This window comes from Dactylosporangium sp. NPDC049140 (genome assembly GCF_040648435.1).
On the sequence record NZ_JBEZDS010000064.1, the window covers coordinates 17,152 to 35,422 of the forward strand.

General features: G+C 73.3%; 18 protein-coding genes. 5 read left to right on the plus strand and 13 right to left on the minus strand.

Features of this window, described 5'->3' with window-relative positions; genetic code table 11:
• Positions 1-6: 6 nt before the first annotated feature.
• Positions 7-1,698 carry a putative Ig domain-containing protein gene (locus AB0B76_RS52025; RefSeq protein WP_360391609.1) on the plus strand — a complete coding sequence of 564 codons (1,692 nt, stop codon included), beginning with the start codon at positions 7-9 and terminating at the stop codon, positions 1,696-1,698.
• Positions 1,699-1,770: 72 nt separating this feature from the next.
• Here the strand turns inward: AB0B76_RS52025 and AB0B76_RS52030 are convergent, their stop codons facing one another.
• The 3 genes from AB0B76_RS52030 to AB0B76_RS52040 form a co-directional block, all read right to left on the minus strand.
• A complete protein-coding gene (locus AB0B76_RS52030; RefSeq protein ID WP_360391612.1) occupies positions 1,771-2,046 on the minus strand; it encodes a GlsB/YeaQ/YmgE family stress response membrane protein in 276 nt (91 codons plus the stop codon).
• An 84-nt stretch (positions 2,047-2,130) separates the two neighbouring features.
• Positions 2,131-2,823, minus strand: coding sequence for a DUF427 domain-containing protein (locus tag AB0B76_RS52035; RefSeq protein WP_360391614.1), 693 nt, complete (start codon positions 2,821-2,823; stop codon positions 2,131-2,133).
• Positions 2,792-3,250: a MarR family transcriptional regulator gene (locus AB0B76_RS52040; RefSeq protein ID WP_360391617.1), complete on the minus strand. Its 459-nt coding sequence runs from the start codon at positions 3,248-3,250 to the stop codon at positions 2,792-2,794. The genes AB0B76_RS52035 and AB0B76_RS52040 overlap by 32 nt, the downstream gene beginning before the upstream one ends.
• Before the next feature lie 47 nt (positions 3,251-3,297).
• On the opposite strand from AB0B76_RS52040, the gene AB0B76_RS52045 reads away from it, so the two are divergent.
• A complete protein-coding gene (locus tag AB0B76_RS52045) occupies positions 3,298-4,134 on the plus strand; it encodes an alpha/beta hydrolase (protein ID WP_360391620.1) in 837 nt (278 codons plus the stop codon).
• An 11-nt stretch (positions 4,135-4,145) separates the two neighbouring features.
• Complete coding sequence (locus AB0B76_RS52050; RefSeq protein WP_360391623.1) at positions 4,146-4,574, plus strand: GNAT family N-acetyltransferase; 429 nt, start codon at positions 4,146-4,148, stop codon at positions 4,572-4,574.
• On the opposite strand, the gene AB0B76_RS52055 is transcribed toward AB0B76_RS52050, so the two are convergent.
• Genes AB0B76_RS52055 through AB0B76_RS52075 form a run of 5 tightly spaced genes read right to left on the minus strand, consistent with a single transcriptional unit; the run spans position 4,571 to position 10,481 of the window.
• Complete coding sequence (locus tag AB0B76_RS52055) at positions 4,571-6,763, minus strand: glycoside hydrolase family 3 N-terminal domain-containing protein (protein WP_360391626.1); 2,193 nt, start codon at positions 6,761-6,763, stop codon at positions 4,571-4,573. The two genes, AB0B76_RS52050 and AB0B76_RS52055, sit on opposite strands and share 4 nt — an antisense overlap.
• 5 nt (positions 6,764-6,768) lie before the next feature.
• Positions 6,769-8,025: an MFS transporter gene (locus AB0B76_RS52060; protein WP_360391629.1), complete on the minus strand. Its 1,257-nt coding sequence runs from the start codon at positions 8,023-8,025 to the stop codon at positions 6,769-6,771.
• Positions 8,026-8,058: 33 nt separating this feature from the next.
• Positions 8,059-8,790 (minus strand): sulfite exporter TauE/SafE family protein, encoded by a 732-nt coding sequence (locus tag AB0B76_RS52065; protein ID WP_360391632.1) that lies wholly within the window; start codon positions 8,788-8,790, stop codon positions 8,059-8,061.
• A 22-nt stretch (positions 8,791-8,812) separates the two neighbouring features.
• Complete coding sequence (locus AB0B76_RS52070; protein ID WP_360391634.1) at positions 8,813-10,006, minus strand: Dyp-type peroxidase; 1,194 nt, start codon at positions 10,004-10,006, stop codon at positions 8,813-8,815.
• A gap of 1 nt (position 10,007) precedes the next feature.
• Positions 10,008-10,481, minus strand: a complete 474-nt coding sequence (locus tag AB0B76_RS52075; RefSeq protein WP_360391637.1) for a copper chaperone PCu(A)C — start codon at positions 10,479-10,481, stop codon at positions 10,008-10,010.
• 69 nt (positions 10,482-10,550) lie between these two features.
• Between AB0B76_RS52075 and AB0B76_RS52080 the strand changes: the two genes are divergently transcribed.
• Positions 10,551-11,075, plus strand: coding sequence for a copper resistance CopC family protein (locus tag AB0B76_RS52080; protein ID WP_360391639.1), 525 nt, complete (start codon positions 10,551-10,553; stop codon positions 11,073-11,075).
• On the opposite strand, the gene AB0B76_RS52085 is transcribed toward AB0B76_RS52080, so the two are convergent.
• From AB0B76_RS52085 to cbiM, 5 genes are all read right to left on the minus strand, one after another.
• A complete protein-coding gene (locus AB0B76_RS52085) occupies positions 11,050-12,990 on the minus strand; it encodes a bifunctional copper resistance protein CopD/cytochrome c oxidase assembly protein (RefSeq protein ID WP_360391641.1) in 1,941 nt (646 codons plus the stop codon). The two genes, AB0B76_RS52080 and AB0B76_RS52085, sit on opposite strands and share 26 nt — an antisense overlap.
• A 114-nt stretch (positions 12,991-13,104) precedes the next feature.
• The gene (locus tag AB0B76_RS52090) at positions 13,105-13,866 is read right to left on the minus strand and encodes a class I SAM-dependent methyltransferase (protein WP_360391644.1); all 762 of its coding nucleotides are present in this window, start codon (positions 13,864-13,866) and stop codon (positions 13,105-13,107) included.
• Between the two features lie 287 nt (positions 13,867-14,153).
• Positions 14,154-14,924 carry an ABC transporter ATP-binding protein gene (locus tag AB0B76_RS52095; protein WP_360391646.1) on the minus strand — a complete coding sequence of 257 codons (771 nt, stop codon included), beginning with the start codon at positions 14,922-14,924 and terminating at the stop codon, positions 14,154-14,156.
• Positions 14,921-15,856 carry a cobalt ECF transporter T component CbiQ gene (gene cbiQ, locus AB0B76_RS52100; RefSeq protein WP_360391649.1) on the minus strand — a complete coding sequence of 312 codons (936 nt, stop codon included), beginning with the start codon at positions 15,854-15,856 and terminating at the stop codon, positions 14,921-14,923. Before cbiQ ends, AB0B76_RS52095 begins: the two co-directional genes overlap by 4 nt.
• Positions 15,853-16,920 carry a cobalt transporter CbiM gene (cbiM, locus tag AB0B76_RS52105; RefSeq protein WP_360391651.1) on the minus strand — a complete coding sequence of 356 codons (1,068 nt, stop codon included), beginning with the start codon at positions 16,918-16,920 and terminating at the stop codon, positions 15,853-15,855. Before cbiM ends, cbiQ begins: the two co-directional genes overlap by 4 nt.
• Positions 16,921-17,186: 266 nt before the next feature.
• Here cbiM and AB0B76_RS52110 point away from each other — a divergent pair, with 266 nt between their 5' ends.
• Entirely contained in the window at positions 17,187-18,260 is a 1,074-nt protein-coding gene (locus AB0B76_RS52110) for a cellulose binding domain-containing protein (RefSeq protein WP_360391740.1), read from the plus strand.
• The last annotated feature ends 11 nt before the right edge of the window (positions 18,261-18,271 follow it).

Here is an 18,271-nt window from a genome sequence, read left to right on the forward strand (position 1 = left end):
GCGCACTTGCAGGTTCAGGTAAGGCGATACGCGGTCGCGGTGGTGGCCCTGACGGCGGGGGCCGTTCTGGTGGCGCCGCCGGCCCGGGCGGCGGGCGGCGGGCATGCCGTCCGCCCCGCGTCGGCGTGCGCGCAGTCGGCCGATCCCCACGCGGTCACGTGCGACATCGTCGACGGGCCGGCCGCCACCGGCACCGCGGCGACGGCGCTGAGCAATGCCCCGAGCGGGTACACGGCGGCCGATCTGCAGGCGGCATACCACCTCACCGATCGCAGCGCGAACGTGAACGGCGGGCTGATCGCGATCGTCGATCCCTACGACGATCCCTACGCCGAGAGCGACCTGGCGCAGTACCGCGGCCAGTTCAACCTGCCCCCGTGCACCACCGCGAACGGCTGCTTCCTCAAGGTGAACCAGAACGGCTCCCCGGCCAAGGCCGACCTGCCGGCCGCGAACCCGGTCTGGTGGAAGGAGATCTCCACCGACCTCGACATGGTGTCGGCGATCTGCCCGCTGTGTCACATCCTGCTGGTCGAGGCGAACGACAACCTCGACGCCAACATGTACGCCGCCGAGGACTACGCCACCGCGCACGCCAAGTTCGTCTCCAACAGCTGGAGCAACCCCGAGGACCCGAGCGACGCCGCCTGGGACGCGCACTTCGACCGGCCCGGCGTGGTGATCACCGTCAGCACCGGCGACACGGGCGCCGGGCCGCGGTACCCGGCCACCAACCCGCACGTCGTCGCGGTCGGCGGGACGTCGCTGACGAGGTCGGGCTCCGGCTTCACCGAGTCGGCCTGGGGCGGCGCCGGGTCCGGGTGCTCCGCGTTCGAGCCGAAGCCGGCCTGGCAGCCGGCGGTCGCCGGCTGCACCAAGCGGGCCGAGGCCGACGTGTCGGCGGTCGCGGAGCCGGAGCACGGTGTCGCCGTGTACGACGGCGGCTGGCTGGCCACCCCGATCGGTGGGACCAGCGTCGCCGCGCCGATCATCGCGGCCACCTTTGCGCTGGCCACGCCGCCGAGTGCGGCCGACTACCCGGCCTCCTACCTGTACGGCCACACCGCGTACCTCAACGACGTCAAGTCGGGCAGCAACGGCGGCTGCGGCGCGCCGATCTGCGCGGCCGGGCCCGGCTGGGACGGCCCGACCGGCCTCGGCACCCCCAACACGGTGGGCGCCTTCGCCTGGTACAACCCGGTGCAGTCCAGCGCGCCGGACCAGGCCGGGCTGGTGGGCAATCCCGTCAGTCTAAACCTGGCCGCGTACGCGTCCGGCGGCGTCCCGCCGTACCACTGGTTCCCCAGCCTCTTCTACACGCTGCCGCCGGGGCTGACCCTGAACAACAACACCGGCGTGGTCTCGGGGACGCCGAGCGGCGCCGGGTCGTACACCTTCTGCTTCGAGGTTCTCGACGCCTCGGCCCACGGCAACTGGCTCGACGACTGTCTGCAGTGGACGATCACCGACCCGACCGTGATCGTGCCCAGCATCGTCGGGGCCGGGCTGCAGGGCGCGCAGAACGCGCTGGGGGCGGTCGGGCTGCTGCTGGGCAACGAGACCGACAAGGACACGACCAACTGCGACCTGGCCGAGACCATCGGCTCGCAGAGCCCGGGCGCGGGCAGCGCGGTGCCGAAGGGCTCGTCGGTGAGCTTCACGATGTGGAAGCTCAAGTCCGGCTCGCACTGCCAATAGGTGTCACGAGACCGATGGCGCGGACCGTGGTGGTCCGCGCCATCGGCGATGTCGGGGGTCAGGGGTTGGTGGTCAGTGCACGCTGTGCCGGCGGCCCCAGAAGCCGGCGACGGCCCAGACACCGACCGCGGCCAGCACGACCTGGATGGCGAGCTCCATCCAGTCAATGCCGGACGTGTTGGCCACGCCCACGGCGCGGGCGATCGCCGTGCCGATGAGCGCGGCGACGATACCGATGACGATGGTGAGCCAGATCGGAATGTTCTGCCTACCGGGCACGACCAGGCGCCCCAACACGCCGATGATCGCGCCGACGATCAGCGCGGAGATGATGCCGCCGACGGCCATGTCACGCCTCCAGAGTTCCGGGGTTGCCCTTGTCGAGGCGTATGCCCCCTCCGGGGCGGAGTCAAACCGGGGTGGCCCGGTCGATCAGTGACCGAGCGACCGGCTGAAGTGGGTTACCGGTCGCTGCAGCCGTTCGCCGTCGACGGTCAGGTCCACCGCCTCGTTGTAGAACGCCAGGAGGCCCCGGATCGGGCCGACGGCGGGCAGCGGCTCCGCGTACGACCAGACGATGTTCGGCGGGGCGTCGCCCGGCTCCCGCAGCGACATGTACCCGGCCGTGCCCTTGTACGGGCAGCCGGTGCGCAGGTCCGCCGGCTCGAACAGCTCGAGGCGCACGTCGGCGCGCGGGATGTAGTACCGCGTCGGCAGCCCGGTCTCGAAGACCAGCACGGGCGCGCGGGTGTCCGCGACCGTCACGCCGCCGATCTCGACGGTCACATGGCGGCTGCTCGGGATCGCGTCGACGCGTTTGTGCGGGTCGCGGGGGTGGACGAAGATCTCCTCGTCCTCCTCGTACCAGTGTTCGGCCGCGGACCACGGGAGCGCGATGTACCGGGCGGCGTCCGGGCCGGTGCCGTCGCCGATGACGAGGTCGAAGCGCTCCCCGGCCGCGCGCAGCAGGTCGGTGCGCACGTCGGCCTCCGGGAAGGCGTAACGCGGCACCGGCGTCGGCGAGTCCCAGACCAGGATCGCCCGGCGCGAGTCGACGATCGTGAGGTCGCCGCGGCGGCCGCGGACCCAGCGCTCACTCGGCTCCCAGCGCGGTGCGACGGTCATGATGCCAGCCTAGACCGAGGAGGCGCTCGACGTCGGCGGCGAAGCGATCCAGGCCGCGGGCGCCGAGCACCGGACCCAGGCGCGCCTCCATCTCCTCGCGGATGACGGCCGAGCCGGCGGCCACCACGCGCTCGCCCTCCGGGGTCAGTTCGAGCAGCGACGAGCGCCGGTCGGCCGGGTTGTCGATCCGGCGCACCCACCCGCCGCGCTCGAGGCGATCGGCCGACTTGCTCGCCCCGCCCACGCTGATGCCCACCCCGTCGGCGATGTCCTGCACCCGGCAGCCCGGGGTCGCGGCGACGACCCGCAGCGGCAGCAGCGCGATGAGCAGCAGGTCCAGCTCCTCGCGCAGCCGGGCGTCGACCACGGCGAACAGCTCGACCTGCAGCCGCACGATCCGTTCGAACAGCTCGGCGAGATCAGTCATGTTGCTTCCTGGGAATATACATCCTGGGAATCATGTTTCGACAGTACATGACTGTTGTGCATGAGCTCATCCAGGACCAGCGCCGCTTCTTCGCCGAGGTCATGGGGGCCCGGCCCATCGCCCCCGACGTACGGCTCCGCGAGACGGACCTGGGCCTCGAGGTGACGATCACCGGCACCCGGCCGCGCGGCACCGTCCTGTGGGTGCACGGCGGCGCCTTCGTCGCCGGCTCCGCGCGCACCGCCGTCGCGCCCGCGGTGCACGTCGCCCGGGCCGCGGGCGCGCGCCTGCTGTCCATCGACTACCGCCTGGCCCCGGAGCACCCGCACCCGGCCGCGCTCGACGACGCCCTGGCCGCGTACCGGGCCGTGCTCGCGGCGGTGCCCGCGCACGAGCTGGCCGTCGCCGGCGAGTCGGCGGGCGGCACCCTCACCCTCGCGCTGCTGCTCGCCGCCCGGGACGCGGGCCTGCCGCTCCCGCGCGCCGCCGTGGTCCTCTCCCCCGCCAGCGACCTGACGATGGCGGGCGCGAGCCACCGCACCAAGTCGGGCGTGGACCCGGTGGTGCGGGCCGACCTGCTGCGGGCGAGCTTCGAGGCGTACCGGGCCGGCGCCGACGCCGCCGACCCGCGCATCAGCCCGCTCCATGCCGACCTGGCCGGGCTGCCGCCGACGCTGATCCAGTGCGGCTCGCACGAGGTGCTGCTCGACGACTCGACGCGCCTGGCCGCCCGCCTCGCCGCGGCCGACGTCGCCGTCACCCTGGAGGTCGCGCCGGGCATGGCGCACGTCTTCCAGGCCCGCGGACCGGAGCTCCCGGCGGCGGGCGCCGCCCTGCGCAGCATCGGCCGCTTCCTCCGCGAACACCTCGATGCGGCACCGTAAGGTCAACGGGCATGAGCGTTGAGATCGAGGTTGTACGCGAGGTCACCGACGAGGTCGTCGCGGCGTTCGGGCGGCTGCTCCCGCAGCTCTCGCGGTCCGCGGCGGCCCTCGACGCCGCGGCGTTGCGGGCCGTGGCCGGGGCGGCCGGCAACCACGTGCTGCTCGCGCGGGTCGGGGGCGGGATCGTCGGGACCCTCACGCTCGTGGTGTTCGCCATCCCGACCGGCACCCGCGCGTGGATCGAGGACGTCGTCGTCGACGAGGCGGCGCGCGGGCACGGCGTCGGGGCGGCCCTCACGCAGGCCGCCGTGCGCGTCGCGCGGGAGCACGGGGCGCGCACGGTCGACCTGACCTCGCGGCCGTCGCGGGAGGCCGCGAACCGCCTCTACGAGCGGCTCGGGTTCGAGCAGCGGGAATCGAAGCTGTACCGGCTCGGCTAACGCACCTCGAATGTCGTCGTGAGCTCGGCGGTCGAGCTGCCGCCGGCCCAGACGTCGAACGTCGTGGCGTCGAGGACCCAGTCCCGGACGGCGGCATGCCAGTACCGCCGCTGCTCCGGCCCGACCGTGAACGTCACGCGGCGCGTCTCGCCCGCGGCCAGGACGACGCGCGTGAAGCCCTTCAGCTCCCGGACCGGGCGCGAGGCGCGGCCGTGGCGCTGGTGGAGGTACAGCTGGACGACCTCCGGGGCCTCGCGCCCGCCGGTGTTGGTGACGTCGACCGACACGGTGACCTCGTCGTCCACCCCGGCCGAGCCCGCCGACACCGACAGGTTCGCGTACTCGAAGGTGCTGTAGGTCAGGCCGTGGCCGAACGGGAACAGCGGCGTGCTCTCCTCGTCCCAGTAGCGGCGGTACTGGTTCTGCGGCTCGTGCGAGCGCGTGTGCCCGTAGAACATCGGGATCTGCCCGGCCGTCCGGGGCCAGGTGAACGGCAGCTTCCCGCCCGGCGCGGCCGCGCCGAAGAGCAGGTCGGCGACCGCGTTGCCGCCCTGGCTGCCGGGGTACCAGACGTCCAGGATCGCCGGCACGTGCCCGGCCGCCCAGCGCAGGTCGAGCGGGCGGCCGTTCATCACCAGCAGGACGGTCGGCGTGCCGGTGGCCGCGACCGCCTGCAGCAGCTCCAGCTGTGCCCCGGGCAGCTCCAGCGAGGAGCGCGACGCCGACTCGCCGATCATGTTCTGGTACTCCCCCAGCACCACGATCGCGACGTCGGACGCGGCCGCGAGGTCCACCGCCGAGGCGAGCTCCAGGGCGGGGTCGAAGCCGTCGGGGTCGGCCGGGCGGTTGCCGCCGAACATGTCGAACATCGACGGGAAGACGCGCTGCGTCACCGGGATGCCCTGGGCGTACTCGACGCGGACCCCGTCGCCGGCCGCGCGCCGGATGCCGTCGAGGACCGTCACGGTCTCGTCGAGGTCGAAGTCGAAGACCCACGGGCCGATCGTGTCGCGCCGGGAGTCCGCGAGCGGCCCGAGCACGGCGATGGAGCCGAGCGCCGCGGCGTCCAGCGGCAGGACGTCGCCCTCGTTCCGCAGCAGTACCGCACTGCGCCGGGCGGCCTCCCGCGCAACCGCGCGGTGCTGCGGGTCGGCGAGGATCTCCCGGGCCCGGTCCTCGTCCACGTACGGCTCGTCGAGCACCCCGAGCCGCAGCTTCGCGGCCAGGATGCGCCGCACGCTCGCGTCGATCGCGTCCGCCGCCTCCGGCACCCCCGGCAGATGGTCGTAGGCGGGCTCCGACACGGCCATCTCCAGGTCGACGCCGGCCAGGACGCCCCGGGCCCCCGCGTCCGCCGGGTCGGCCGCGAAGCCGTGCGTCTCCAGGCTCTTGACGGCGTTGGCGTCGCTGACCACGAACCCGGTGAAGCCCCACGTGTCGCGCAGCACCTTGGTCAGCAGCCAGTGGCTGCCGGAGGCCGGGACGCCGTTGAGGTCCATGTAGGCCGTCATGATGTTGCCGGCCCCGGCCTCGACGGCGGCGCGGAACGGCGGGAGGTAGGTGTTCCAGAGCTCGTACTCGGAGATGTTGGCCTCGTCGTAGTCGCGGCCGCCCAGGGACGCGCCGTACCCGGCGAAGTGCTTCGGGCCCGCGATGATGCCGCCGCCCTGGAAGCCGCGCACCTGCGCCGCGGCGACGGCGGCGCCGAGGAAGGGGTCCTCGCCGGCGCCCTCGATGATGCGGCCCCAGCGCGGGTCGCGGGCGATGTCCACCATCGGGGCAAACGTCCAGTGGATGCCGACGGCGCGCGCCTCGCGGGCCGCGACCGCCTGGCCGCGCTCGATCGTCTCCGGGTCCCAGGAGGCGGCCATCGCGATCGGCACCGGGAAGATGGTCCGCAGCCCGTGGATGACGTCGAAGCCGAACAGCACCGGGATGCCGTGCGGGTTGCCCTCGATGGCGAGCCGCTGCAGCCGGTTGGTCTCGGCCGGGTCGGCCACGAAGAGCAGCGAGCCCACCCCGCCGCGGCCGAGCGCCGCCTCGACCGCCCGCGGCTGCTCGCCGGCGTCGACGCCGAGCGCGGGATCCACCTCGCCGGGGAGCTTGAAGTAGAAGTACTGGGTCAGCTGTCCGGCCTTCTCCGCCGGCGACAGCTCCGCAAGCATTGCCTCGATCCGCTCTTCGGTCATCCGGCCTACCTCACCTTCTTGATCGGCAGTACGACCAATGCGCCGACCAGCGACGCGACCCCGGCGCTGTACAGCAGCAGGGTGTAATTCTGGTTGTTCACGCTGCCCACCGCCAGCAGCGCCGCGCCGATGACGGGCGCCACGGTCTGCGGCAGCGCGTTGGCGATGTTGAACACGCCGAGGTCCTTGCCCGAGTCGTCCGGGTTGGGCAGCACGTCGACCACGAGCGCCAGGTCGACGCCGACGTAGATGCCGGACGCGACGCCCATCACCGCCTCCACGCAGTAGAACTGCCCGACCGTCGAGACGTGCGCGAGCGCCACGGTGCCGGCGCCGAACAGCAGCGTCGAGCCGGCGACGAGCATCTTGCGCCGCCCGGTGCGGTCGGAGATCCGGCCGGCGACCCAGCCGCAGGCGATCAGGGCGACGGTGTACACCAGCACGCCGACGGTCACCGCGGCCGGCGCCGCGTCCGGGTCCAGCCCGATCCGGTCCTGCAGGAAGAACAGCCGGAACGTGGTGAACATGTACGTGGCCAGGGTGATGAGGAACCGCGACGCCCACGCCAGCGCAAAGTCCCGGTGGACGACCGGGTTCACCCAGAACGTCGCGAGCCACTCCTGGACCAGCATCGGCGGCGGGCGTTCCGGCAGGCGCTGGTCGGGCAGGATGACGGCGAAGAGCACCATGGCGCCGATCGCCAGCAGCGCCGGCGCCACGAACATGACCACGACCTGGTGCTGGAACCGCTGCGTGACGTACGTGCCGCCGAGGATGCCGACGTTCTGCGCGATGCCGAGCAGGGCCGAGACCGAACCGCGCTGGAACCGCGGCACCTGGTCGGCGATGGTGGCGATGAACGGGGCCAGGGTCGCGTTGGCACCGAGCTGGGCCAGGCACCACCCGGCCGTGACGACCGCGACCGACTGGCCGAGCGCCATGACGAGCAGCGCGAGGGTCATGACGACGGTACCGGCGACGATCCAGGGCCTTCGGCGGCCGAGCCGCGACGTGGTGCGGTCGGAGAGCCGGCCGAAGAGGACGTTGCCGACGACGGCGAACAGCGCCCCGAACCCGGCGACCGTCCCCAGCGCGGACGTCTTCTCCTCGTCCGGCACGATCTGCTGCACCTTGACGCCGATGCCGACGATCGCCGGTCCCAGCAGCGCCACGTAGAAGACGAACTGGGCCACGATCAGCCAGATGACGTACCGTCGGCTGACCGGGGTCGTCGGCTCCGCGAACCAATGGTGCTCGCGCACGACCACACGCGCTCCTACCCGTCCGCCCGCGCGCTATGCCCCGAGGATGAACAGCGCTCCGGCTACGACCAGACCCCCCTCGACCAGCACGACGAATACGCGGTCGCTGATCCGCCCGACGATCTTCCGGCCGACCCACGCCCCGGCCAGCGTCGCCGGGGTCAGCGCGGCCCCGAAGAACAGGACCCGGCTCGTGAGGAGGTCCCCGGCCCCGTAGGCCGCGACCTTCGACAGGTGCAGCGTGACCGCCCCGGCCGCCTCGGTGCCGACGTACGCCGCGCGGGTCAGCCCGTAGGCGAGGAAGAACGGCGCGGTCAGCGGCCCGACCGAGCCCAGCAGCGCCGACCCGAGCCCGGACGCGGCCCCGACGGCGGCGAACGCCCGGTCCGGCGGCTTGCGCGGCGTCCGGCTCCACCGCCGCCAGGCCACGACGCCGATCAGGAACACGCCGAGCCCGCGCTTGAGCACGCCCAGCGGCGCGTGGGCGAGCAGCAGCCCGCCGGCCACCGCGAACGGGACCGCGCCGGCGGCGAACCAGCCGATCAGCGGCCAGCGCAGTTCGCGCCGGTTGAGCCACATCCGCGCGACGTTGCTCGAGATCTGGGTCAGCGTGAGGATCGGCACCGCGACCCGGAAGCCGAACAGCGCGGTGAACACCGGCAGGAGCAGCACTCCCCCGCCGAAGCCGGCCACCGCCGACAACACGGCCAGCAGGAACGCGGCCACCGACGCGATCGCCACGGTACCGATGTCTGCGCCAAGCATTCCGCCAGCCTGCCATAGCCAGTCACCCCAGCAGGGTCTGGCCGATCCACCCGCCTTCGGCGCAGCCGGGCGGGACGGCGAAGACCGCGGAGCCGATCGGCGTGATCCACTCGTTGAGCAGGTCGGCCTCGGCGAGGTTGCGCTGGATCGGCAGGAACTGCCGCGCAATGTCACGCTGGAACGAGGCGAAGATCAAACCGGCCTCGGCGGTACCGTCGGCAGCCGGCGGCTCGTCGTAGTTGTACGGGCGGCGGAAGATGCGCTGCCGGTCGTCGAGCACGTGCGCGCGGGCGGCGTGCGCGAACTCCGGGATGACCGGGAACCCGATCGCGTTCCTCGCCCGCAGGTCGAGCGGGTCGTGCTCGCGCCGCCCGGTGAGCGGGGCGCCGTCGGCGAGGCGGCGGCCGACGGCGAACTCCTTGCCGGCGGTATCGGCCGCGTCCCACGTCTCGAGCTCGGCCCGGATGCGGCGCAGCACGAGCGTCGTGCCGCCGGCGCGCAGCCAGTCCGGCCCCTCGTCCGTCCACACCGCGCCGGCGAACACGCCGGTGCCGGGGGGCGGGTTGGCCGTACCGTCGACCTGGCCGAGCACGTTGCGCTGGGTCACCCCGTCGTCCTGCATGCCGCGACCGCGCCGGAAGCCGCGCTGCACCCAGCGCACGGTCGCGAACGCCCGGGCGTCCTTGACGAGCATCCGCTGCGCGTGGGACACGGTGACCGGGTCGTCGGCGCAGATCTGCAGCAGCAGGTCCCCGCCGCACCACCGCGGCTCGAGCCGGTCGATGCCGAACGCGGGCAGCGGCCGCAGCGACTCGGGGCGCCGCGCCGCGAGCCCCGCGGCGTCGAACAGGCCCGGCCCGAAGCCGAAGGTGACGGTGAGCCGGGCGGGCACGGCGGCGAGCTCGGGCTGGCCGTCGGCGAGCGGCGGGGTGCCCCGGGCGAGCCGGGCGGCGTCGTCGGTGAGCAGCCGCAGGAGCCGCCCGAGCGCGGCCCGGTCGGTGCCGGGCCTGAGATCGAGGGCGACGAACGCGGCGTGCGCCTGGGCGGGCGTCTCGATGCCGGCCTGGTGCACGCCGTGGAACGGGACGACCTGCGCACCGAAGTCCACAGTGGACTCGCCGGGCCGGCCCGCGGCCACGGCGGCCGTGGCGCCGGCTCCGGCCAGCGCCAGGGCGCCGCCGGTCAGCAGGGCGCGCCGCCCGACTCGACCCGGCACGTCAGCCCAGGCCCGGCTGGTAGGACTCGTTGCCGCCGGCGAAGTCCTTGCCCAGGGCGGTGAACCGCACGGTCCCGCCGTCCTTCAGGGTGAGCGTGAAGGTGACCTGGTCGCCGGGCTTCACCGGGGTCTTCACGTCCATGAGCATCAGGTGGTCGCCGCCGGGCTCGAACTCGTGGCGGCCGTGGGCCGGGATGGCGAACCCGCCCTCCTTGGGCCTCATCGCCATCTTCCCGTCGACGGTCGTCGTCTCGTGCAGCTCCATCGCCGGCGACACGCTCGACGTGGCCGACACCACCACGACCTCCTTGCCGGTGGTGTTCACCAGCGTGCCGTACGCGGCCGACATCCCCGAGTCGGCCGTCTTCACCCACGGGTCCTGCATCACCAGCGAGGGTCCGGCCTGGACGGCCTCGCCGCAGCCGGCGAGCGTCAGAAGCAGAGCGGCACCGAAAATCCGCAGCGGCAACGACATCGGGACATCCTTTGTACCAAGTGGACAGTCACTGGGATAGTCGCCGCGGCATGGCCTAAAGTTCCCGGCATGCGTCGTATCACTCGCGTTCTCCTCGCCGCGGCCCTGCTCCTGCTGCTCGCCCCGGCCGCCCCGGCGTTCGCGCACTCCCGGCTCGTGGCCAGCGATCCCGCCGACGGCGCCGCCGTGCGCGCACCACTGAGCGCCGTCGCCCTGACCTTCAGCGACGGCGTCAAGCAGCAGTTCAGCACCGTCGTGGTCACGGGCCCCGACGGCGCGTCCTATGTGGACGGAGCCGCGCACGTGGCGGACCGGACCCTCACCCAGCCGCTCCGGCCGTTGCCGAACGGTGCGGTGAGAGTGGCCTGGCGCACGGTCTCCGCCGACGGTCATCCGATCGAGGGGCAGTTCTCCTTCAACGTCTCCGGATCGGCGGTGACGGCGACGAGCTCCGCCCCCGCCGCGGTCACCACGGACCCCGGGGCGGTGCCCTGGACCGTCGTCGTCGTCGCCGCCATCGTCATCGTGCTGGCGCTCGGCGCCGCGATCCTGGGCCGGCGGCGGCACATCAGCGGCGCTCGGCGGCGCGCCTGAGGAAGGCGTTGTACCGCGCGAGGTCGTCCTCCTCGCCCGTCGCCTCGGCGCGGTCGGCGGCGCGGTCGAGGCGGCGCTGCTCCCGTTCGTCGGCCCGGATCCAGCGCACGACGAGCAGCAGCAGGATCGCGACCGCCGGGATCTCGCCGAAGCCCCACGCCAGCCCGGCGCCGACGCGCTGGTCGTCGAGCAGGCCGCTCGCCCAGGCCGGGTGCACGGAGGCGTACCAGTCCGGCGCGATCACGGTCCGGGACTGCATGAGCGCGATGCCCAGGAAGGCGTGGAACGCCATGCCGGCGAAGTGCACGAGCACCAGGACCGGCGGCGCGACGGTCCGCCGGCCGGGGTCGACGCCGATGAGGACCGAGAAGAACAGGTACCCGCTCAGCACGAAGTGCACAAGCATCGCCAGATGCCCGACGTGGTACCGCATGAGGACGCCGAGCAGGTCGCTGAAGTACAGCGCGTACAGGCTGGTCACGTAGATCGCGAGCGCGACCACGGGGTGCGACAGCAGCCGCAGCGCCCGGCTGTGCACGACGAGCAGCAGCCAGTCGCGGGCGCCGCGGACCCGCGGGTCGGCGGGCGGGCGGAGGGTGCGCAGGGCGAGGGTCACCGGGGCGCCGCCGACGAGCAGGATCGGCACGAGCATCGCGAGCACCAGGTGCTGGGCCATGTGCGCGGAGAACAGCACGTACGCGTACCGCACGAACCCCGACAGGGTGAACGCGGCCAGCAGGGCCACCCCGCCGAGCCAGCTCGCGGTGCGGGCGACGGGCCAGCGGTGCCCGCCGCGGTGCAGCCGCCACACGCCGGTGCCGTAGGCGGCGGCCGCGAGTACCACCGCCGCCAGAAAGAAGCCGTCCGGCAGGGGCGGCCAGAACACCCGCACGGCCGACAGCGGCGCGGGCGCCGGGAAGCCGAGCAGCTCGGTGACCGGGTCGGGGTCGACCGGGTTCGACGGCACCGGGGTCGGGGTGCGGGACAGCGCGACGGCGAGCCCGAGCGTTGCCGCGAAGAGGACCAGTTCACCCGCGAGGAGGCGGCGCAGCGCGACGGGTGGCGTTTTCCGCCGGTGTACCGCACCGAAGGCCCCGGCCGCGACGAGCGCGGCGACCTTCCCGAGGACCAGCAGCCCGTAGCGGGAGTGCCAGAGCTCGCCGAACGCGCCCAGCCGCACCGCCGCGTTCGCGACCCCGCTGGCCGCGACGGCGACGAAGCAGCCCAGCGCCAGCCGGCCGTAGCCCCGCACGGCGACGGCGAGGACCGCGTCGGACCGCAGCGTGACGAGCGCGGCGAGGCCCCCGACCCAGAGCGCGGCCGCGACGATGTGCACGGCGAGGCTCGTGACCGCGAGCTGGTGGTCGCCGGCCCCGGCGGAGTGGCCGGTCAGCGCCGGCGGTACGAGCGCGGCGCAGGCCAGCAGGGCGACCGCCGCGGCGCCGGTCCGGGTCAGCACGAGCCGCGCGGCGACCGCCACGGCGCCGGCGAGCACCGCCTGGGCGAGCGCGGACCGGCCCTGCGCCACCGACCAGGCGAGGCTGCGCACCCCGGCGAACGTCACCTCCGGCACCGGCCGCCCGAGCAGGTCCGACAGCGTCAGCGGCAGCAGCGCGAGGCAGGCCAGCGCCCATCCGCCGGCCCACCACGCCGCCCGGCGCAGCATCCGGTAGGCGGCCGCGCCGAGCAGCGTCCCGTCGCCGGGGAGCAGCAACGCCGCCGTCACCGCGAACCCGGCGCAGGCCACGGCGCACACGTCGGCCGCCGCGCGGGCGAGCGGCAGGCCCCAGGCGGTGAACGCGCCGGGATCGGGCAGCCCGGCGATGGCGCGGCCGGTGACGCCGCCGCCCCAGCGCAGCGCCACGACGAGGGTCACGACGCCGGCGAGCGCGGCTGGTCCTCTGGCCCGGTTCATCACTGTGTTTGGTCGGTGGAACCGGCGCCGAAGTTCCCGGGAGAATCCTGTTCGGCGCCGTGCCGGGTCAGCGCCCGCCGACCACGGCCGCGTCGGGGCCGCCGCGCGTGGCGGTCAGCGCACGCCCACGACGGCCGCGTCGGGGCCGCCGCGCCACAGGACGCCGGCCTCGGCGTAGCCGGCGGACCGCAGCGCCTCCAGGTGCCAAGCGACCGGCGGCGTGTACTCCGCGGCGTGCCCGCTCGGGTAGATCTCGTGCCGCCGCGCGACCAGCGGTCCCAGTTCCGGCACCGTGGCCACGTGCGCCCACCACTGCGACCACGACAGCGCGGCCCCGGCGGCGTACCGGGCGTTGCGCGTCGCCTCCTCGGTCGCGAGCAGGTTCTTGGTCAGCGTCGGCAGCCCCTCGTCGGGCATGTGGTCGGCGTTGACGAACACGCCACCGGGGCGGAGCAGTTCGCGGATCTCGGCGTACAACCCCTCGATGCGCTCGCCGGGCAGCCAGTGCAGGGCCGTCGCGGTGAGCACCGCGTCGAACTCGCCCGCCGGCAGCGCGGCCGCCCATTCGGGTCGGGACAGGTCGGCGGCGACGATCGCGGCCCGCCCGGCCAGGCTGCCCCCGGCGATGGCCAGCAGCGCCGGGTCGAGGTCGAGCACGGTCGCGTCGACGGCCGCGAACCGGCGCAGGGCCCGCAGCGTGATCGACCCGGTTCCCCCGGCGAGGTCGAGCAGGCGCACCGGCCGGTCGTCGGCGGCGGTGGCGGCGACGGCATCGAGCATCGCGGCGAAGCGATGTTCGCGGTCGGGCATATACCCTTCCTGTTGGCGGTCCCAGCTCTCCTGCAGCGCGGTGGCGTCCACAAACGACAGTGTCATGACGAGCTCCCCTCGACGGCCACATTGCAACACTCTCGTACTTGCAAATATTTTGCAATAGTGTCCACGGCAATCGGTCATGGAGAGGCGGTGGCCTCGGCCGTGAACCAGGCGCTGAGTCGCGTCGCGCCCGGCTCGACGCTCGGTGAAGGCCAGGACCCGGCCGGCCGGCCGGTCTCCGATCCGGCCCACCCCCGCCGCTGACCCTGGCGCAGCTGACCGCGCTCGCCACCGACCCGGGCCTGGACGTGTGCGCGTCCGGCTGCGGCTGACACCGCGGCCGGGGGTCAGCGCGGGTCGGACTGGCGAACGCTCCGGGCGTGGATCAGGTTCGCCGACAGCAGCAGCTCGCGGTCGGCGAGCACCGTGGCGGTCGCGGCGTCGGCGAGGATCCGGTGGTTCTCGCCGAAGACCACGCAGCGGTCGGCCAGCGACGGCAGGGACTCCAGGTCGTGGGTGGCCAGGACGATCGTCTTGCCCGCCGCGCGCAGCTGCTCCAGCAGCTCGATCAGCCAGAACTGGGTGCGCGGGTCCAGGGCCGCGGTCGGCTCGTCGAACAGCAGCACCTCCGGGTTCATCACCAGCACCGAGGCGATCGCGACGCGCTTCTTCTGGCCGCCCGACAGCTGGAACGGCGCCCGGTCGGCCAGCTCGGCGATGTCGAGCATCTCCAGGACGTCGTCGACGCGCTGCGCGGTGACCGCCCGGTCCAGGCCCAGCTGCAGGCAGCCGAAGGCGATCTCCTCGCGTACCGACGGGGAGAACACCTGCGCGTCGGAGTTCTGGAAGACGAACCCGACCCGGGCGCGGAAGCCGTGGTTGAACTGCTCGTCCTCGAGCTTGTCCTCGGTGACCTCCTCGCCGAACGCGGTGAACGTCCCCCGCTCGGCGAACAGCAGGCCGTCGAGGAGCTTGAGGAGCGTGGACTTGCCGCAGCCGTTCGCGCCGAGCAGCGCGACCGTCTCGCCCCCGTTGACCTGCAGGCTGACCCCGTCGAGGGCCGGGAAGCGCTCCAGGTAACGGTAGTGCAGGCCGGTGCACTCGAAGACGACGCTCATCGGCCCACCCGGTGGTCGGCGACCAGCAGCGCGACGGCCAGGGCGACCACCGCGACGCTCCACACGGCGTCGGCCGGGCGCAGCCGGAAGCCGGTGAGGGTCCGGGCGTTGCCGGTGTAACCGCGGGCGGTCATCGCCTGGTGTACCTCCTCGGAGAGCTGGTGCGCCTTGCCGAACAGGGTGCCGGCGCCGGCCGCGACGAACCGGCGGCCCTCGGCGACCTGGCGCTTCCCAGTGTCGCCGACGAGGGTGCGGGCCTTGCGCGCGGTGTACATGTCGTCGACCGCGTCGAGCAGGAGGAACAGGTACCGGTACGCCATCCCGATGATGAGCACGAAGATCTTCGGCACGCCGAGCGCCCGCAGCGCGGCGAGCAGGCGCACCCAGGGCGTGGTCAGGGTGAGCAGCACGACGAGGGAGATCGAGGTCGCCACGCGCGCGACGATGATCCCGGCGCCGTGCAGTCCCTGCTCCGTGACACCGTGCGTGTGACCGTGCCAGTGCCACAGCGGCAGCAGTACGTCTCCGGGCGTGACGATCGACAGCGTCGCCGGGAGCACCACGATGCCGGTGAAGATCGGGATGAACAGCCAGACGCGCTTGATGAAGAAGCCGAGCGACAGCCCGGAGGCCACCGCCAGCGCGACGGTGGCCGCGTACGCGCCGGCCAGCAGCGGCAGCGAGTGCACCAGCGCCACCGCGACGAGCAGCCCGACCATCGTGACGAGCTTGACCCGCGGGTCGAACCGCTGCAGCAGGCCCTTGGCCGCGGCGATGTCGTCGGAGAACATCGCCTGCCGCAGCACGCCCGAGGCGCCCTCGAGGGTCTTGGCCACGAAGCTGCCCTTGCGCCGCTTGCCGATGCAGCCGCAGGGGCACAGCCCGACCTCGGGCTGCAGCAGCCAGGCCGGGGCCGATGCCGGGGCGGTCACGACCGCACCGGCGGCGCGTCGAGGTCGGCCGCCTCCCGCTCGCCGCCGCGCCGCCGCCCGATCAGCCAGGTGATGCCGAAGACGAGGCCGGCGACGACCACGACGCCGATCAGGGCGCTGAGGATGTACTGCCACCAGATCCCGCCCCCGTAGTCCGGCAGCAGCGTGCTGCCCCAGAAGCCGGTGTACTTCGCGAGGCCCTCGGGCACGGCGCTCAGCCCGTACTTGCCCAGGTCGAGGTCCCCGGGCGCGCCCTCGCCGAACGCCCCGCCCGGGGCGAGCAGGCCGAGCGGGCTGATGACGGCCATGATCCCGAGCGTGACCAGGGCCGCGCGCAGCGGGCTCACGGGCTTGCGCTGCACCTCGGCCTCGGTGAGCGGCACCTCGGGCGCGTTGATCCGCAGCAGCGGCACGTTGGCCCGCTGCAGGTACGCCACCACGCCGCCGGTCAGCACGCCCTCCACGACGCCGGCGATGACCAGGTGGGCGAGCATCATCGCGGGGATCGTCTGCGACAGGTGGAACGGGGCGTAGAGCGGGGTCCCGTCGGCCTTGTGGAACAGGTCCGGCTGGATGCCGAACTCGATCGCGGCCGCCAGCGCGGACATGTTCAGCCCGGCGTACGCCCCGGCCGCGCCCGCCCAGATCCGCCGGCGCGAGGTCAGCGCGGCGTTGCGGGTCAGCAGGCGGTACACCCCATAGGCCACGAACGGCAGGACCACCGCCATGTTGAAGGCGTTCGCGGGAAAGGCGAGGATGCCGCCGTCGCCGAAGAACAGGGCCTGGATGAGCAGGGCGATGGACACGGCTATGCAGGCCGCCCACGGCCCCAGCAGGATCGCGATCAGGCCGCCGCCGACCGCGTGGGCGGTGGTGCCGTCGGGGATCGGGATGTTGAACATCATGACCACGAACGAGAACGCCGCCCCGAGCGCCACGAGCGGCACGTACCGGCTCTTGACGACCTTCTTCACCTGGCGGGCCGACTGCCACCACAGCGGCAGCATCGCCACGCCGAAGACGGCGCTCGTCTGCGGACTGAGGTACCCGTCCGGAATGTGCATGATGTCCCTCCCCACCCCCGCGCCGCCCGCACGGCGCTTGTTGGCAGTCTCCTGCTATCGCAAGTTGTTGGCAAGAACGCCAGGCGTGCATGTGTTGTGATGGAGGCGACCGCCGGGCTAACAGTGGAGGTACCGATGGCCGGGGTTCGACGTCGTCTTCCCGGTGAGCTGAGCGCAACTTTCACGGCCTGACCTGGCCGTTCGACGACTCGTCGAAGCGCTTCCTGGCCATCGCCGGGCGGGCTTGGCAGGGTCGGGCCATGCGGATGCTCGCGATCGGTACGGCCCTCGCCGCCCTCGTCGGCGCCACGATCCTCGCGGTCGCCCCCGCCAGCGCCGAGTCCAACGGCGGCGTGCGGGTCATGCCGCTCGGCGACTCGCTCACCGAGGGGCTGAGCGTCGCCGGCGGGTACCGCATCGACCTCTGGAGCAAGCTCGTGGCCGGCGGGTACAAGGTCGACTTCGTCGGTTCGATGTCCAACGGGCCGTCCACCCTCGGCGACCACGACCACGAGGGCCACTCCGGCTGGACCATCGCGCAGATCGACGCGAACGTCGGCACCTGGCTGCCGGCGTACACGCCGCACACGATCCTGCTCCACATCGGCACGAACGACATCTACGGCAGCGACCCGGCCGGCGCCCCCGCCCGGCTGGCCACGCTGCTGGACCACATCACCGCCCTCGCGCCGGCGGCCGAGGTGTTCGTGGCCCAGATCATCCCGGTGTCGTGCTGCGACGCGACGGTACGCACGTACAACGCCGCCATCCCCGGCATCGTCCAGACCCGGGTCAACGCCGGCAAGCACCTGCACCTGGTCAACATGTACAGCGCGCTGACCACCGCCGACCTGCTCGACGGCATCCACCCCGGCACCGTGGGCTACGGCAAGATGGCGACGGTCTGGTACAACGCGCTGCTGTCCGTGCCCGGCAGCCTGGGCTCGCCCAACCCGGGAACGTCGTCGGCGAGCCCGTCAGGGAGCCCGTCGAGGTCGGCCTCGTCCAGCCCGCAGCCGGCCGGGGCGTGCCGGGTGACGTACACCGTCAACGCCTGGAACACCGGCCTGACCACGAACGTCACCGTCGCGAACACGTCCGCCGCCCCGATCAACGGCTGGGCGCTGGCCTTCACGCTGCCGTCGGGCCAGACGATCACCGCCGCCTGGAACGCCACCTACGCCCCGGCGAGCGGCGCGGTCACCGCGCGCAACGTCGGATACAACGCCGGCATCCCCGCGGGCGGGTCGACGAGCTTCGGCTTCCAGGCCACCCACACCGGCAACAGCGCCGCCCCGGGCGCGTTCTCCCTCAACGGCACCGCCTGCGCCGTCGGCTGACAACCCGCCGA

What these genes read in the sequence shown, in the direction of transcription:
- AB0B76_RS52030 (WP_360391612.1), bottom strand. Translation starts at nt 2,046, where the DNA reads ATGGCCGTCGGCGGCATCATCTCCGCGCTGATCGTCGGCGCGATCATC.
- AB0B76_RS52035 (WP_360391614.1), bottom strand. Translation starts at nt 2,823, where the DNA reads ATGACCGTCGCACCGCGCTGGGAGCCGAGTGAGCGCTGGGTCCGCGGC.
- AB0B76_RS52040 (WP_360391617.1), bottom strand. Translation starts at nt 3,250, where the DNA reads ATGACTGATCTCGCCGAGCTGTTCGAACGGATCGTGCGGCTGCAGGTC.
- AB0B76_RS52045 (WP_360391620.1), top strand. Translation starts at nt 3,298, where the DNA reads ATGACTGTTGTGCATGAGCTCATCCAGGACCAGCGCCGCTTCTTCGCC.
- AB0B76_RS52050 (WP_360391623.1), top strand. Translation starts at nt 4,146, where the DNA reads ATGAGCGTTGAGATCGAGGTTGTACGCGAGGTCACCGACGAGGTCGTC.
- AB0B76_RS52055 (WP_360391626.1), bottom strand. Translation starts at nt 6,763, where the DNA reads ATGACCGAAGAGCGGATCGAGGCAATGCTTGCGGAGCTGTCGCCGGCG.
- AB0B76_RS52065 (WP_360391632.1), bottom strand. Translation starts at nt 8,790, where the DNA reads ATGCTTGGCGCAGACATCGGTACCGTGGCGATCGCGTCGGTGGCCGCG.
- AB0B76_RS52075 (WP_360391637.1), bottom strand. Translation starts at nt 10,481, where the DNA reads ATGTCGTTGCCGCTGCGGATTTTCGGTGCCGCTCTGCTTCTGACGCTC.
- AB0B76_RS52080 (WP_360391639.1), top strand. Translation starts at nt 10,551, where the DNA reads ATGCGTCGTATCACTCGCGTTCTCCTCGCCGCGGCCCTGCTCCTGCTG.
- AB0B76_RS52085 (WP_360391641.1), bottom strand. Translation starts at nt 12,990, where the DNA reads ATGAACCGGGCCAGAGGACCAGCCGCGCTCGCCGGCGTCGTGACCCTC.
- AB0B76_RS52090 (WP_360391644.1), bottom strand. Translation starts at nt 13,866, where the DNA reads ATGACACTGTCGTTTGTGGACGCCACCGCGCTGCAGGAGAGCTGGGAC.
- AB0B76_RS52095 (WP_360391646.1), bottom strand. Translation starts at nt 14,924, where the DNA reads ATGAGCGTCGTCTTCGAGTGCACCGGCCTGCACTACCGTTACCTGGAG.
- cbiM (WP_360391651.1), bottom strand. Translation starts at nt 16,920, where the DNA reads ATGCACATTCCGGACGGGTACCTCAGTCCGCAGACGAGCGCCGTCTTC.
- AB0B76_RS52110 (WP_360391740.1), top strand. Translation starts at nt 17,187, where the DNA reads ATGCTCGCGATCGGTACGGCCCTCGCCGCCCTCGTCGGCGCCACGATC.